This window comes from Maribacter corallii (assembly GCF_047345415.1).
In the GTDB taxonomy this organism is placed as follows: domain Bacteria; phylum Bacteroidota; class Bacteroidia; order Flavobacteriales; family Flavobacteriaceae; genus Maribacter_C.
In genome coordinates this window covers 931,897-948,181 of record NZ_JBLFEP010000003.1, presented here as the reverse complement: position 1 = coordinate 948,181, position 16,285 = coordinate 931,897, and the positions used below count along the sequence as shown (strand labels likewise).

Here is a 16,285-nt window from a genome sequence, read left to right as displayed (position 1 = left end):
ATTTTTTTTAAAATCCAAATTTAACATTCAAACCTAAACTTCTGGTCGTAGGAGGATTAAAGGATTCAAAGCCGTCAGAACTGATAACCGCATTCTGACCGTTTTGACTGGTATCACCAAGAGCTGCTCCCGCACTTCCAATAACTTCCGGGTCAAAAGAGGCATTGTTCTTAAAGAAAAACAAATTTCTACCGACCAATGAGATTTTAGCACTCTTGAAAGGACCATTACCCAATACTGAGGAGGGAAGACTGTAACCCAAGGTCATTTCACGTAATCTGATATTAGTGGCGTCCTCTACAAAGGCTTCTCCAACGGGAGAGTTTCGTCCACCAATTTGTCCCCAGAACGCTTCTGCGGTCACCGCTGTGGTATTGGGTGAGCCATCCTCATTTACGACATCCAATTCAGGGAAAACGTTGGTTCCGAAAACCAAGCTACCATCTCTACCGGGTAGAGTGCGTTCAAGTGCACCATCCGATGCTAAAATAGCATTGGTGAATGAACCGACAGAACCACCTTTCCGCATGTCGATTAGGAAACTGAAACTCAAGTTTTTGTAGTTGAAACTATTGCTAATTCCGCCTAACCAATCTGGGTTGTAGTTCGCAACCAAACGATCTTGACCCGTGGTAACCGCAGGCAGTCCATCCGCTTGAACCACTACTTGACCTGCATCATTTCGTACAAATCCTCTAGAGTAGACATTACCCCATTGGTCACCTACATTCAATTCAAACCTCCTAAAGAAGTCTCCGCCGTAGCTCAAGGTTTCAAGACCTTCGGCCAAGGATAAAACCTTTCCTCGGTTTCTTGAAAAGTTAACGGTAACATTCCAATTGAAATCAGGTGTATTGATAGGCGTACCTGTCAAAATGACTTCAATACCTTTGTTTTCAATATCGGCACCATTGATAAATCGCTCCACTATTCCCGAAGCTTGTGGTACTTGTTGCCTAAACAACTGATCGATACTGTTTGTTTTGTAATACGTGAAATCAAGCCCTAAACGGCTATCTAAGAAACGAGCGTCAAAACCAAACTCCAAAGACTTTGTACGTTCTGGTTTTAAATCCGGATTTGGTAATACGGTGCCTAATTGAATAAATCCGCCAGCCCTTAAGTCCGCAACCTGAGTTAACTGAAAAGGTGCGGTGTCGTTACCCACTTCAGCGTAAGAACCTCTTAACTTTAAAAATGATAAAAAGTCGGGCATGGTGATCAAGTCTGAAACCACTGCACTCAAACCGGCGGAGTAGTAGTCAAACCTTCTATTTTCTGGAGGTAAGGTGGAACTCCAATCACTACGATAAGTAAGATCAAGGAAAATCGCATCTTTATAACCAAGCTGACCAAAACCGTACAGGGAATTTACTTCCCTTTGAGCGATGTCTTGACTAGCCGTTAAGACTTGGGCGTTGCTGATAGCAAAAATATTCGCTGCATTCAACCCTCCATTATTTGTTCTTACAAATTTACTGTTAGCCTGGCGGTTGTTTCCACCAAAGTTCAGATTAAACGAAAGATCATCGCTCAATTGCTTGTTGTAACTCAGTAAGAAATCACTATTCCATTCCAATGAACTGGCATTACGAGTAACATAATTACCATTATCCGCAATGATATAGGAGTCGTTAAATAATCGATCCTCTCTACTTTCATTACTTTGATCCAAGGCCGTTCGAATCAATAGGCTCAAATTATCCGTGAAATTGTACTTCAGAGACATGTATCCTATTATCCTGTTGGTAATAATTTCCTTTAGGTTTCTATTGATTGTCCAATAGGGGTTTGCTCCACCGTTATCTCCCGGCTTCCAGTAGTTTTGACGAAGGTTTCCTGAAGCGTCCCTATATTGATACACCTCGGCATCTTGAGTTCTGATGTTTCTGGGTAGACGATAGGCGTGCCTCCAAGGATTGCTAAAAGACTCCCCCGTATCCAATAAGTTATTGAGGTCTGATCTAATATAATTCACTTTGGTACTTAGCTCCAATTTGCCATCAAGCAATGTATTGTCGATTTTTAAATTGACATTATGTCTTTTTAAATCGTTGTCCGGAACAATACCGTTTCTTAGCTCATGGGTATATCCGAAGAACGTTCTCATCTTTTCGGTACCCCCTCTGATCGAGAGGTTGTTCGCTAAATTGAATCCGGTTTGCATAAAATCGTTGACATTGTCTTCTTGGGGTGTCTGGGCGTATGAAATGGGATTGCCCGGCTGCCAACCAGCAGCAGTTCCACCATCTAAAGCGGCGCCCCATGACCCTGTTGATTCAGGATTGTATATGCCTCCACTACCTTGACCAAATTGATTTTGGTAATCAAAAAGAATATTACCGGTTTGAGCAGTGATCGTTGAACTGATGTCTACACTCATTCTATCGGTGGTACCCGCTTTGGTCGTTATGATAATCGCACCGTTATTTGCTCTAGCACCATAAAGGGCCGCAGCATTCGCTCCTTTCAATACGTTGATCGAAGCCACATCATCCGGACTGATATCGGAAATGTCACCACCTAATGGCACGCCATCTACAATATATAGTACCTGACTACTACCGGCAATCGATCTGTTTCCTCGAAGAACCACCTTTGAAGCACCACTGACACCACTACCGGAAGTCTGAATGGACAGACCGGCAACTTTCCCCTGTAAACTATTGACCAGGTTTTGCTGTGGCCTTGCTTCATCGATGCCTTCAGGGTCAACACCTTGAGTGGCGTAGGTCAGCGATTTCTTTTGTCGTTTCACACCTAAGGCGGTAACGACCACCTCATCAAGTTGACTAGCGTCTTCAACCATAGAAACATCTATGGTATTGGAAGAACCGATAGTGATACTTTGCGTTGACATTCCCAAATAGGAGAAAACCAACACCCCGCCTTCCTCGGCATTGATCGTATAATTTCCATCAAAATCGGTTTGTGTTCCGTTTGTGGTACCTTGTACCAAAACGTTTACCCCGGGCAATGGTGACCCATCTGTTGCATCGGTTACCGTTCCCGAAAGGGTTTTTGATTGCGCAAGTAGTGGGTATGCCCCAAGTACCAACACTAAAAATAATAGCATTTTTTTCATCATAATTAGGTTTTTTGATAATGTGAGTTAGTTCAACATTTTGTTAACGAATTATGAAATTAACCTTTTTTTATAAGTACGCAAGTGATTTATGTGCAAAAATGTGTTCGAGCACATTTATTTAGGACAGTTGCTAAAACGTTGTAGTCCATTGCTTCCAAAAAAATAGGGTGAACTACTTTTTACGCATTAATTAAGATAATAGGACACGTTTTCAGAAGTAATCACATCAATGGGCAACAGGTTTTGTGCAGGGATGGGCTTGTCGAAAAGAAAATGTTCCGCTAAATTCACTACACTCAGGTACGCTTGTTGTTTCGGTTTTTGATGAATTAAAAAATCTATTTTACCTTCTAATAATAAGGTAATGTTTTCTTCCAGAAGATCATAACCCACAATGGAAATCTCTCTTTTGAGGGTTTCTAGGGCCGCTACCAAATGATAGGCTTTGGAATTGGTGATGAAAACAGCCGATATTTTTGGATGCTTTTTAAAAAAATCAAAGACACTGGTCCTAAATTGTGACAAGTCTTTAGTATTTAGGCTATAGGTGATAATGGTAGGAGAGGTGGTCTTTAGATCTTCGAAATATTCTTTGAATCCGTTTTCTTTTTGGCGCATGTGCGCTTCTTCATTGATGTGAACGATCGCCATAGTGTCGGTATGAGGCTGCATCTTGTCTATGAGGCTTGCCGCAACACGACCACTCTGATGAAGGTCTTGACCGATGAAGTTCTCGTTATTGAAGATATCTATATAGTTATTGAATAAGGCGACCAAAACATTTTGTTGTTGGCAATTCTCAAACACTTCCAGCGATTCTTTATGAAAAACAGGAGCCATCAGCAGCACATCAGGAGATAAGGCCAAAGCTTCTTTTGATTTTTCAAGGAAGGAAGCACGGTTTTTGGGATCATAAAAAAACTTTTCTACGACTACTCCGAAGGGTTTGAACTCTTTGATAGCATCCTTGATTCCTTGATTAGCGGGAATCCAATAAGGGTCTTCCTTGGGATCTGGCAATAGTACAAAAATCCTATATACCTTGCTGTTCTTCAAACTTCGAGCAATGGGGTTCGGACGGTAATCTATCTCCTTGAGTACTTCTTTTATTTTTTCATTGGCCTGTTGCGAGACCTTTCCGCGCCCATGCAGCACACGATCAACGGTTCCTTTGGAAACCCCAGCAAGTTTAGCGATGTCTTTTATCGTATACTTCTTATCCATTTTAAGGGTTTTAAGTTCACCAAAGCAGTAGTTTATTATTGAAAAAGCCCTTAAAGATATGATTTATCTTAATAATCTGTTAAAGAGAAATGGCATTCAGATAGAAATAGGCGACCGGTGGGGTGATTATGTACTTTTAATATCCGGGTTTTTCAATAGGCGATCAAAGCCTTCAAAAACCAACGAGATAAGAATGACCAAGGCCGCCCCGATAAAGTTGAGCCATAGGTATCCCAATTTTTCTTCCCCGGATGGATGAATATGAATCAGAAAGTAATAAATAACGCAAATGAGCGCTTGGGTCAATAGGGCCGAAAAGAAAACGGCGTTACCTTTGACGAACTTGAAAAAGAAGGCCAAAAGAAAAATTCCCAGAACGTTCCCATAAAAAATACTTCCAATAATATTCACTAGTTGAATGAGATTGTCGAACAAGCTGGCGGTACAAGCGATCAAAATGGCTAGAAGTCCCCAAATAAGGGTAAAAACCTTAGAAGCATTGACATTGTGCCTTTCACTTGTGGGTCCTTTTTTATTCCGCTTATATAGGTCCAACGCGCTTATCGTACCCAATGCATTAAGTTCCGATGCGGTCGATGACATGGCCGCTGATAATATTACAGCGAGTAGAAGACCGATAAGGCCCTTTGGAAGGTTGTTCAAAATGAAGTGTATGAACACGTAGTCTTTATCATTGGTTTCGGTGTCTTCATCGGCCTGCTTGATCAATGCTTTGGCAGCAGCACGATTCGTACTGTCTTTTTTGTTCAAATTCATGACTTGAATCTTGGCATCTTCTATGGCTGCATATTCTTTGAGTTCCAGAGCGACCGAAAATTTGTTTTGGGCTATTTTTTTCTGTGTTTCAAGTTCTATATGTCCTTCCTGCAAGAGCTTATAATCTTCTGCATAAGGCGAATCCATTACCGTTTTCGTCGCAGCGGGATTAAAATTAAGGGGTGAAGGATTGTATTGGTAGAACACAAAAACCATAACGCCGACCAGTAGAATAAAGAATTGCATGGGTATTTTAAAAATACCATTAAATACGAGGCCTAATTGGCTTTCCCTAATCGATTTTCCAGAAAGGTAACGCTGCACTTGACTTTGATCGGTGCCGAAATATGAGAGTGCTAAAAAGAACCCTCCTGTAATACCACTCCAAAAGGTGTATCGGCTCTTGGCATCAAAATCGAAATTCAAGATTTCAAGTTTGTCGCTGGCACCGGCAATTTTCATCGCCTTACTAAAGGTAATATCGGCAGGAAGATATCCGAGAATAAAGAAAAAGGTAATGAACATGCCCCCCATAATGATGAACATTTGCTGCTTTTGGGTGACACTTACCGCTTTCGTTCCCCCGGAAACCGTATAAATAATAACGAGGGCTCCGATAATGATATTGAGCGTTCTAAGATCCCAACCTAAGACCGCGGACAGAATAATCGATGGGGCATATATGGTTATTCCGGCTGCAAGTCCGCGCTGTATGAGGAAGAGTACCGCAGCAAGAGATCTGGTTTTGAGGTCGAACCTGTTTTCCAAGAACTCATAGGCCGTATATACTTTTAATCTATGGTAAATTGGTACGAAAACGAGGCAGATAACGACCATGGCAAGGGGGAGTCCAAAATAGAACTGAACAAAGCCCATACCATCATGAAAGGCTTGGCCTGGGGTAGACAGAAAAGTAATGGCACTTGCTTGGGTCGCCATTACGGAAAGCCCTATGGTCCACCATTTGGCATCATTTCCACCACGAACATAATCTTGAACATTTTTGCTGCCCTTGGTTTTCCAGACGCCATATACAACGATGAATAGAAGTGTTCCTGAAAGAATAATCCAGTCGAGTGTACCCATTTTATGTAAAAGAAGACATGATGTATGAAAAGACTAAAATGTAAAGAATATTGAGAATTAATACGAATGAATACTCCTTTTTCCAAATGATTTGATCTTCCATCGTTATCCTTTTACATCGTTTGGATTCTCCACTTTTTCTTTTCCTAAAGATAACATATTCGCAAAGAGTTTGTACGCCCCTGAAACGCCTGCAGGCAATTCTCGAAAGAAACTAAGGCCAGTATAGATGTAATGACCTTTGCCATAGGGTGCCACAAGAAGACTTCCTTTCTTGGCCGATTCACCTTTATCGTTCATTGACAGAATAGGGGTGAACTCCGAATTCCATTCATTCGGAAAATATAGTCCGCGCTCCTGCACCCAACCTTCAAAATCTTTTTCTTCAATAGGATTAGGGAAATTCACCAGCGCGTGTTTTTTTGCGATGATAGAAACCGTTGAATTTTCGTCCGTTACTCGATCCCGCGATAATTTTAAAGGGTAGGGGGCGATATTCTCGAATTGCTTGTTCCATCTTCCCGCGGTATTGTATTGTACAATAAGATTGCCACCTTCATTGACATAATCTAGCAAGTACCGCTGTTTGAACTTTAGTTCGTTCACCACATTATAGGCTCGAATACCAACAACAACGGCATCGAACTTATCCAAACTTCCTTTTTGAATAGCTGCCGGATCGACCGTAATCACATTGTACCCTATTTGCTCTAAGCTTGTTGGAACGTCGTCACCAGCACCCATAATATACCCAATGTTCTCTCCGAGTCTCTCGATATTCAAGCGAACCACCTTGGCCTCCGAGGGAAGCAAGATCGATTGAGTGGGTACATGGTCATAGGCTATGGTCACCAATTCTTTGCGAATTTCCTTGCCGTTCACCTTGATAATTGGCGAAATGCGACTTTCATCTTGGTTTTCTGGAGGCGTCAACGAAAATACGACTACCTGTTCGTCTCCTTTTTTAGCGATCTCAAAAGGTTTGGTTTCAGCATCGACGACCCATCCTTGGGAGTAGTCCAATTGCACTTCTCCTTTGAGATTGTCTTTGTGCGCCTTGATAGTGACCGGAATACGTTTTGCCTTTCCATCGGCAAAAATGAGGACCTTATCATCAAAACTCGCTGTGGCCGGGGGCAAAATTTCAAAAGGTTGATACAACTCTCCCTTATCGGGCCTGGCATAGCGATACACTACAGGACGTTTGATGTCAAGGGGGTAACCATCGAAATTCAAAACAAAATTGGCGTGAACGGCTCTTGGAGTTTCGGGTTTGCCGATCCATTCCGCTTTTTCGACCTGGTACATGCCCAGGGTACCTTTTGAATTAAGCCAATAAGCGCTTGTATAGTCGGTAGTGGCAGGTATTTCAATCTCTTTTTCGAGTTGAATGCGTTGGTTTTCCTGCAATGCGATCGTACTATCGAGAACCATGCCAGTGGATAGTTCTAAGCGATCAATGGCCACTGCGGTCGCTTTGCGATTGAGGACTTCGATATTCAGACCGACTTTTTCCCCAGGATTTGAGGAAGCTTCAACGGCAGAGGCTTCCAGGTAAATACCCGATACCGACAGAATGATATCTTCGATTTCCTTCAGTTTGATTTCTTTCCAATGTGCATCCTCTAATGTTGAAATGAGTTGATGTGCTTGTAGCAATTGCGGAAGATGTGCAGAAGGGTTGGCAAAATCGAAGTCTTTTTCTATGGCATATAGAATTTGGCCAATGGCTTCGCCACCATCTACTCTTGACCATTTGGTGTTTATGCCAGCGAAAATGTCGCTTTTACTATCAGGCATATCACCCTTTAAAAGCTCGATATACTCGTTTTGTGAACCTCTCGTCGCCAACCGTCCAAACCCCTGACATAAATGCTGGCTGCTCGCAAGAGCCGCTATCTCGTTATTAGATACACCCAAAGTAGGGTAGTAGACCCCAACATCGAAATTCAACATTTTGGACTTATCGGCCTTTTCAAATTTTTCTTGACTCCCATAAAACCACCAGGAAGTATTAAAAAAGAGGCGTTTGGGTTGCCAAGGTTTGAGGGAAGTCAATTGATTTGGGTATGCTTTGGCATCGTTGACCAAATCAAAGGCTTCTACGCTTAACATGGCGGAGGAAGTGTGGTGACCATGTGTCGTGCCCGGTGAACGATGGTCGAATCGATTGATGATCACGTCTGGTCTGAATTTACGGATAATGCGGACCACATCACCCAAAACTTCCTTCTTGTTCCAGATGTCCAAGGTTTCATCTGGATGCTTGGAGTAACCAAAATCATTGGCCCTACTAAAGAATTGTTGGCCCCCATCAACTCTTCGGGCAGCCAAAAGTTCTTGGGTACGTAATACTCCAAGAAGTTCGCGAAGCTCCGGACCGATAAGGTTTTGGCCCCCATCACCCCTGGTCAGCGACAAATAGGCCGTACGGGCCTTATCATGGTTCGACAAATAAGAAATTAGCCGTGTATTTTCATCATCGGGATGCGCGGCAATATATAATGCAGAACCTAAAAAATTAAGTTTTTGTAACGAATGGTAGATATCGGAAGAGGAGTTCTTTTTCGGCGCCTGTGCAAAAGATAGCTGTACGCCAAGTAGCAGAGCGGTATAGAATACCGTGAATTTGCCCATAGTGTTGATTTTTGTTGGTATTCAAAGATAGGAAGATAAAAACCCCTGTATTGTTTTTTAGAACTTCTTTAACAAACGGGATGTTTTTCCGAGTAGTCTATTCTTTTTCGATAAGCTCTACCGGGGAGGAATCGTTCGATTGTTGGTTGTACACTGAAACCAGTGCAACCCCCTTCTGTAATACCATATTGTTGGGATAGGTCAGCATCTCGCCGTTTCGTTTGCGCAGGTACAAATGAAAAGCCTTAATGTCCTCTATTACGAATGTGTTGTCCTCATCATTCTCCGCATCCCCGATTTCTTTGTCCATAATGCGTACGGTATTGCCAATTTTGAAGGGATAGGAGAAAAATATAATGACACCTGCGGTAATATTACTCAGAATGGACCATTGCGCGAACAAGGCTACCCCCAGTACTGCAAAAACAGAAGACAAGAGGATGCCCAAATCACGAAAATCAACCCCCCAAATCAATGTAAGAAGAGCAAAAACCGTCAGTGTCAATGCAATGGAAATGTATTTAAGAATGAGGTCGGTGCGAATAGGATTGAAATCCCTTAGTTTGGCCACTCTCCGAGCCGCCTTGCTGAAACCGTATTTGAGAAGGAAAGCCACTGCCATTGTTATAGAAGTCCATAACAATTCGGAATGGTACGTACTGAAAAAATGTTCCATAACCTATAATCCTAACGTATCCCGCAAAGGTAGAAAACTATTACTGTTCTGTCGCCAATAAGGGGTCTTCAAGGTTTTGATCTTGGTCGCTTTGGACACCATGGTTTTGGCCTTAGGGCCATAGCCACTCTTGAATGAATCAGACCAACTTTCAATAGTATGCGGAAAGGTAGCGGTAAAATTGATTTCCAAGACCCTGTCTAGCTCAGGATAATCGATTCGATAGGTATTGACACCTTCTTTTTCATTTAAAGTAACACTTGCAGTATACGCCTTTAGTTCTTTGTGAGATAATCTAATGTATTCCATGGAAGGAATTACCGAAACCTCACCAACAGGAAGCGCGTCAGGATTCACCCTGATCTTGTTCCAAAGTTCGTTTTCTAGAATGGTTTTGTTCAAACGGACCTCTTGATCTGCCTCGGATTCGAAATAGGAGTGAGAGCTAATGTCGAATTTTTCGCGGTTATTGAGCTGCGCATATACTTGTCCACACCATTCTTGAGAAGAGAATGACACCTTTAAGGCATGTTGGTTATCGTGTACAGGATAAAAACTACTCGTCATAATCGAATAGGGGTAGATACCCGTCAGGTAATTTTTGGTACTGTTCAATTTAAGCACCGGAATATTATCCGGATTATTGCCATCGGCCTTTACTTGCTTTTCCTTTAAAAAGGGCTCTGTGACAAATACGAGCACCGCATTGCCTTCCCGCAGTTCTCCATACCTTGCCTGCTCTAATTTGTATGAGGTGATTTCCGCCTCACCTGCATACCAGTATTTCTTGAAATCCGCTGAAAGGGGTTTCTTGGGCGTCACCATCCCTGCACTAGCAGGTTCACTGTTCAAAGCAACCTCTGGAGAAGGGTCTTGCGTACTTTGCTTGCACGATTGCATGCCAATGATTGCCAATGCGAAGACAACTACGGATAATTCAAATCTGAGCCATTTTTTCATAACGCGTTAATTTTATGCAAAATTACCGAAAATACCTCAGCTCGGCATAGACATTAACGTTTCATAAACGAGACGGGTCGGTAGGCCGACAACATTGGTATATGAACCGTGGATCTCTTCGATTCCGATGAGTCCGATCCATTCTTGTATTCCGTAAGCCCCTGCCTTGTCAAATGGCTTGAAGGTCTTGATATAATAGCGTATCTCAGCCTCGGAAAGTTTTTTGAACCGTACTCGAGTAGTATCATAAACGGTCTTTTGCGCAATCGTAGTGGTGAACGTGACCGCGGTAATCACCTCATGCCATTCACCGGAAAGAGTCGTGAGCATTTCATAGGCCTCCTCTTCGTTATCCGCCTTTGCCAGAGAATTATCCTTATGCCAAACTACCGTATCAGAGGTGACCAAAATTTCGTTAGGGTTTAAGGTGCCTTCGAAGGGGGTAGCCTTCAATTTTGACAAAAAACAGGCAATTTCGCTCCCCTGAAGTGCTGGAGGATGAATTTCCTCCACCGCTTGGATGCGTACCTCGAATTCACAGCCCATTTCTTTAAAAAATTGCTGTCTTCTCGGAGAAGCGGAGGCCAGAACGATTCGGTATCCTACCAAGCTTTTTTGTAAAGGATCAGTCATTGGCAGCGCTAAAGTTACCTTCCCAGTCGCCCCTAACCTTAAGCACTTGCTCAATCACATCACGAACACAGCCATGCCCCCCATTTTTATGTGAAACATACTGTGCTACTTCCTTGATTTCGGGTATGGCATCTTGTGGGCAGGTGGGGAGCCCCACAAGCTTCATGGGCGGAATGTCCGGCATATCGTCTCCCATATAAAGGGCATTTTTCGCCTCGATTCCACTTTGTTCCAAATACTCCAGTAGCGGTTTTTCCTTCAAGTGCGCTCCTAAATAGATATGTTCAACACCCAGACCCCGAAGCCTTTTTTCAACCCCTTCGTTCGTACCACCCGTAATAATACAGACATGATAGCCTCTTTTAATGGCGGTCTTTAGGGCATAACCATCTTTAACGCTCATTTTGCGGAGCATTTCCCCATCTGTGGTGACGAGCAAGGTGCCGTCGGTAAAAACGCCATCGACATCGAATATGAAAGTAGTAATATGCTTGAGGTATTCCTTATAACTTTTCTCCATGAACTTCTTGAATCGATTTAGTTAGTATGGTATAGATTTCTCTTTGTGTACCGGATTGTAATGCTTCCAAATGTCTTTCGATTGTTTTTGCATCATTTCGCTTCGCAGGGCCTGTCTGTGAAGCCTCGGGCGAAAACTGTTCGATTTTACGGGCTGTTTCCCGTATCAGGGGTTTCAGCAAATCGAAGGGAATATCTTGCCCACGACATAGTTCGTGGCCGATATGGTACAGGTGATTGGTAAAGTTATTCACAAAAACAGCGGCAAGGTGCAGTGTTTTTCGCTGTTCCGAATCGATTTCTACAATCGTATCCGATATCGTTTGGGCTAATTTCTTAAGGATATTCAAGTCAAAATCGTTACCGGCTTCCAAACCTATGGGAACAGACTTGAAATTGACCGCTTGCGCTTTTGAAAATGTCTGCAACGGATAAAATACACCGCTCCGTTCAATCGCAGCCAATACGGCTAGGGGCACACTTCCTGAAGTATGTACGACAAGCTTTTTGGTTGTTTTAAAATGTGACGCAACAGTTGGAATGGCATCGTCACTCACAGCCAACAGGTAGACATCGGGTTCCTGAAGAGTCGATGGAGGTTCGCCCAAGAGCGAATCGGAGGTAAGCGATCGACTCTCCAAAACACCCACTAGGAGAATGTCTTCCGCTTCCGAAAAGGCGCGCTCCAAATGATGGGATACGTTTCCGGTTCCGACAATGATGACCTTTAACATGTGTCAAAATTAACAATAAAAATTGTCGCCCGATGGAATAATTCCATAGAGAACAAAACCTATAGAAAATAGGTATGCGTAGGTATGTAATCATTTTATGCACGTAATGACGCGATCTGCTAAGCACAAGTCCTGTGACTAGTATCTTGTGAAGATTAGATGCGTATCGTTTTAGCACTCTTCACGGTTTCAAGATTTGCCGAAGTCACTACAATAGGGTGGTTGTGTTTGGAGCTACCTTGAATGGAATAGGTTTTCTCAAACCCAGCGACGATATCGGCTTTCGCAACCGGTAACGTATGACCGTGGTTGCTGCTAATCGCTGTAGCCTTGGCACCGTTGGCCAAACAATCCGTATTTTCTGGGGCTTTAGCAAGGCTCACGTCCGTACTGTCGTCACCTGAGCAACCGACAAGTCCATATGTGGGAACGGCGATCATCACAGCCCCAACAGTTCATTTGATAAATGTCTTTCTATTCATTTTCATAGTGGTTTTTAGAAGTTAAAATTCACTTTTTAAGTTGAAGATGTTTATAAATAGCTTTTTAACGAATACGAACCGCTTCAAAGAGCTTCGTTGAAGATAGGAATCGGTTTGGATAAGATTAACAAATCTGTTTAACTTTTTAAATCGGATGTCGGCTTTGATACTCGCAAAAAGGTGGTATTTTTGCATGCTGAAATCCAATCCGTTATGCGATGACAGAAATGCTAAAGAAAACCCTCTTTTCCACACGTTTAATGGCATTACTTTTCATAGTTTTCGGTGTGGCTATGGGCATAGGTACCTTTGTGGAAAGTAAGTATAGTACGGAAACGGCCCGGATTTGGATTTACAATGCCTGGTGGTTTGAGGCCATTATGGTGTTCTTTGTTATTAACTTTACGGGTAACATGTTTCGCTACCGTTTATTCCGGTGGGAAAAGTGGCCGGTATTGATGTTGCACCTCTCCTGGATTCTCATCATAATTGGCGCCTTTGTAACCCGATATATCAGTTTTGAGGGCATGATGCCCATACGGGAGGGGGCCACGGAACGTATATTCTATTCCGATAAGACCTACCTGACTGCCTTTATCGATGGAGAAATCAATGGGGAGCCCAAACGAAAAATTCTCGAAGAAGACCTTATCGCCACTCCCGAGGGTCTAAAATCAAACCTTCCTTGGACTTCGGACTACAACGGCCAGCCCGTGACCATAGCCTATGTTGATTTTATCAAGGGCGCAAAGGAAGGGCTGATTCCCGATGAGAGTGGAAATGAATACTTGAAAATTGTCGAGGCAGGTACAGGACAACGTGAGGAACACTACCTGGAAAGCGGGAAGGTCACAAACGTCCATAATGTACTGTTCGCGGTCAACAAGCCAACCGACGGTGCCATCAATTTGTTCACGACCGATAGCGTCTATCAGATCAAATCCGCATTTGAAGGCACTTTTATGCGGATGGCGGATCAATTTCGTGGAAAAGCCGAAAAAGACAGCCTTCAGGAGTTTCAGTTGCGTTCGCTCTATACTATGGCCGGTATGCAGTTCGTCATTCCTGAACCGGTAGTCAAGGGCTCATTCGGAGTAGTGGAGGTGCCCGAAAAGGAACTAACCGAGGCGACACAATCGGCCCTTGTCGTCGAGATTGGTACCAATGGTGAGACCGTTCAGAAGAAATTACTCGGGAAAAAAGGAATGATTTCCCGGTTTACGGATAAATTTGAGTTGGGAGGACTAAATTTCGCATTGCGCTACGGCCCAAAGCCATTGGAACTCCCTTTTAGTATCAAATTGAACGATTTTATTGCAGAAAAATATCCAGGTACGGAAAAGGGTTATGCCTCTTTCATGAGTAAGGTTACAGTACAAGACGAACGACCTTTTGATTACGACATTTTCATGAACAATATACTCGACCATAGAGGGTACCGCTTTTTTCAATCCGGTTTTGATCCTGACGAAAAAGGGACGAACCTGTCGGTCAATCATGACCAATGGGGCACACGGATTACCTACTTGGGCTATTTTCTTTTATATGCCGGTTTGATGGGCATTATGTTCTTCGGAAAAACCAGATTTAAGGATTTGGTAAAGTCGTTGGACAAAATAGTATCTAAAAAAACAGCAACGACCTTGGTTTTGGTATTGCTCGGTTTAGGTACGTTGCAAGCTCAAGAACATTCCCCGGATGATGGTCATGACCATGTTCAAGGGATGCCCACCGCTGCGCAGGTGGATTCTATTCTGCAGACCACCTTGGTTGACGAAGCACATGCCGAAAAGTTTGGTGAATTGGTCATTCAGGATGATGGAGGCCGAATGAAGCCCGTACATACGTTTTCCTCTGAACTTTTACGGAAGTTGAGTTTCAAAGACAAGTATGAGAATATGAACGCCAATCAGGTGTTCCTGAGCATGATGCTCAACCCTGCCGCATGGTATAATACGGAGTTTATTGCCTTGGACAAAAAAGGAGGGAATGATAGTCTGCGATCGGTTATCGGAGTCTCTAAGGATAAAGAATATGTAAAGGCGATTGACTATTTTGATGAAAAGGGGCGTAATAAATTGGAACCCTTTTTAGAAGATGCTTTTTCTGCACTTGCCCCAAACAAATTTCAGCGGGATTTTAAGGACTCCTATTTTCGTCTTAGCCTATTAGATAGGGCATTGAGCGGTGAAATAGTAAAGATTTTCCCTTTGCTTAACGATGAAAACAACAAATGGATTTCGGCCGTGGAATATCGCGGGGGGCAGTACCAAGTAGCGGACTCCCTGTACGCAAATTTTGTCAAGAATGCGATTCCCTATTACTTGATGACACTGAACAAGGCAAACGCCACGGGTGACTATACCGAGGCGGATAAATTATTGGCCGCTTTCAAACAAAATCAAAAGAATCATGGCAGCGAGGTTCTTCCAACGGATAGTAAAATAAAAACCGAGGTAGTCTATAATAAGTTGAAAATTTTCAAGTGGCTTTACCAGTTGTATGCGGTATCAGGGCTACTACTATTTTTTATTTTAATTTTTCAGATACTGAAGAATAGAAAAATATGGCAAATAGCCACGTATTTTTTCAAAGGAACTATTGTTGTATTCTTTCTCTGGCATACGGCCGGTTTGATTTTACGTTGGTACATTTCGGGGCATGCCCCTTGGAGTGATGCTTACGAGAGTATTCTTTTTGTATCGTGGGCGGCAATGGGGGTTGGAATGTTATTCATTAGAAAGAGTGCGATGACTTTGGCTTCCGCCGCATTTGTGACCTCAATGTTCTTGTTCTTTGCCCATCAGAACTGGGTAGATCCGGCCATTGCCAATTTAGTGCCCGTATTGGATAGCTATTGGTTAATGGTTCACACCTCGGTAATCGTTGGAAGTTATGGACCATTGACCATCGGTATGATTTTAGGTATGGTATCGCTTCTGTTGATCATCATGACTACTAAGAAAAATAAAAAACGCGTTGAAATAAATTTAAAGGAACTCACCATAATCAATGAACTCTCTTTGACCGTCGGCTTAATTATGTTAACTATCGGGAATTTTTTAGGGGGACAATGGGCCAATGAAAGTTGGGGACGCTATTGGGGTTGGGACCCCAAGGAAACGTGGGCCCTGATTTCCATTATGGTCTATGCCTTTGTGTTGCATGCGCGATTGGTACCTGGTCTACGTAGTCGATGGACATTCAATTTCTTAAGTATGATTGCCTACTTCAGCATTATGATGACCTATTTCGGTGTCAATTACTATTTGGTAGGCCTACATAGCTACGGTCAAAGTGGCGCGGCTGCCATCACACCGGATTATGTATGGTATATCGCTTTAGGAGCCCTCGTTTTAGGCGGTATAAGTCTATGGCGATATAGGGTAAATTATGCTAAATCCTAAAATGGGACTTCATTTTTAGATACCCTAGTATGGGAACTTGAACAGGTGCGGATGAATTTTTG

11 protein-coding genes are annotated in these 16,285 nt (G+C 42.9%); 1 reads left to right on the top strand and 10 read right to left on the bottom strand.

Annotated elements, in window-relative coordinates:
• Window positions 1-7 precede the first annotated feature (7 nt).
• The 10 genes from ACKWCA_RS14115 to ACKWCA_RS14070 form a co-directional block, all read right to left on the bottom strand.
• Entirely contained in the window at window positions 8-3,088 is a 3,081-nt protein-coding gene (locus tag ACKWCA_RS14115) for a SusC/RagA family TonB-linked outer membrane protein (protein WP_413978856.1), read from the bottom strand.
• A 186-nt stretch (window positions 3,089-3,274) separates the two neighbouring features.
• A complete protein-coding gene (locus ACKWCA_RS14110) occupies window positions 3,275-4,312 on the bottom strand; it encodes a LacI family DNA-binding transcriptional regulator (RefSeq protein WP_413978855.1) in 1,038 nt (345 codons plus the stop codon).
• Between the two features lie 126 nt (window positions 4,313-4,438).
• Window positions 4,439-6,175, bottom strand: a complete 1,737-nt coding sequence (locus tag ACKWCA_RS14105) for a sodium:solute symporter family protein (protein ID WP_413978854.1) — start codon at window positions 6,173-6,175, stop codon at window positions 4,439-4,441.
• A 105-nt stretch (window positions 6,176-6,280) separates the two neighbouring features.
• Complete coding sequence (locus tag ACKWCA_RS14100; protein WP_413978853.1) at window positions 6,281-8,812, bottom strand: PIG-L family deacetylase; 2,532 nt, start codon at window positions 8,810-8,812, stop codon at window positions 6,281-6,283.
• A gap of 97 nt (window positions 8,813-8,909) precedes the next feature.
• Complete coding sequence (locus tag ACKWCA_RS14095) at window positions 8,910-9,488, bottom strand: mechanosensitive ion channel domain-containing protein (protein ID WP_413978852.1); 579 nt, start codon at window positions 9,486-9,488, stop codon at window positions 8,910-8,912.
• A gap of 3 nt (window positions 9,489-9,491) precedes the next feature.
• Window positions 9,492-10,448 (bottom strand): septum formation inhibitor Maf, encoded by a 957-nt coding sequence (locus ACKWCA_RS14090; RefSeq protein ID WP_413978851.1) that lies wholly within the window; start codon window positions 10,446-10,448, stop codon window positions 9,492-9,494.
• 36 nt (window positions 10,449-10,484) lie between these two features.
• Window positions 10,485-11,081: a Maf family nucleotide pyrophosphatase gene (locus ACKWCA_RS14085; RefSeq protein WP_413978850.1), complete on the bottom strand. Its 597-nt coding sequence runs from the start codon at window positions 11,079-11,081 to the stop codon at window positions 10,485-10,487.
• Window positions 11,074-11,601 (bottom strand): KdsC family phosphatase, encoded by a 528-nt coding sequence (locus ACKWCA_RS14080; RefSeq protein WP_413978849.1) that lies wholly within the window; start codon window positions 11,599-11,601, stop codon window positions 11,074-11,076. The genes ACKWCA_RS14085 and ACKWCA_RS14080 overlap by 8 nt, the downstream gene beginning before the upstream one ends.
• Entirely contained in the window at window positions 11,585-12,334 is a 750-nt protein-coding gene (locus ACKWCA_RS14075) for a Rossmann-like and DUF2520 domain-containing protein (RefSeq protein ID WP_413978848.1), read from the bottom strand. The genes ACKWCA_RS14080 and ACKWCA_RS14075 overlap by 17 nt, the downstream gene beginning before the upstream one ends.
• A gap of 155 nt (window positions 12,335-12,489) precedes the next feature.
• Window positions 12,490-12,777, bottom strand: a complete 288-nt coding sequence (locus tag ACKWCA_RS14070) for a hypothetical protein (RefSeq protein WP_413978847.1) — start codon at window positions 12,775-12,777, stop codon at window positions 12,490-12,492.
• A gap of 257 nt (window positions 12,778-13,034) precedes the next feature.
• On the opposite strand from ACKWCA_RS14070, the gene ACKWCA_RS14065 reads away from it, so the two are divergent.
• Entirely contained in the window at window positions 13,035-16,223 is a 3,189-nt protein-coding gene (locus tag ACKWCA_RS14065) for a cytochrome c biogenesis protein (RefSeq protein ID WP_413978846.1), read from the top strand.
• The last annotated feature ends 62 nt before the right edge of the window (window positions 16,224-16,285 follow it).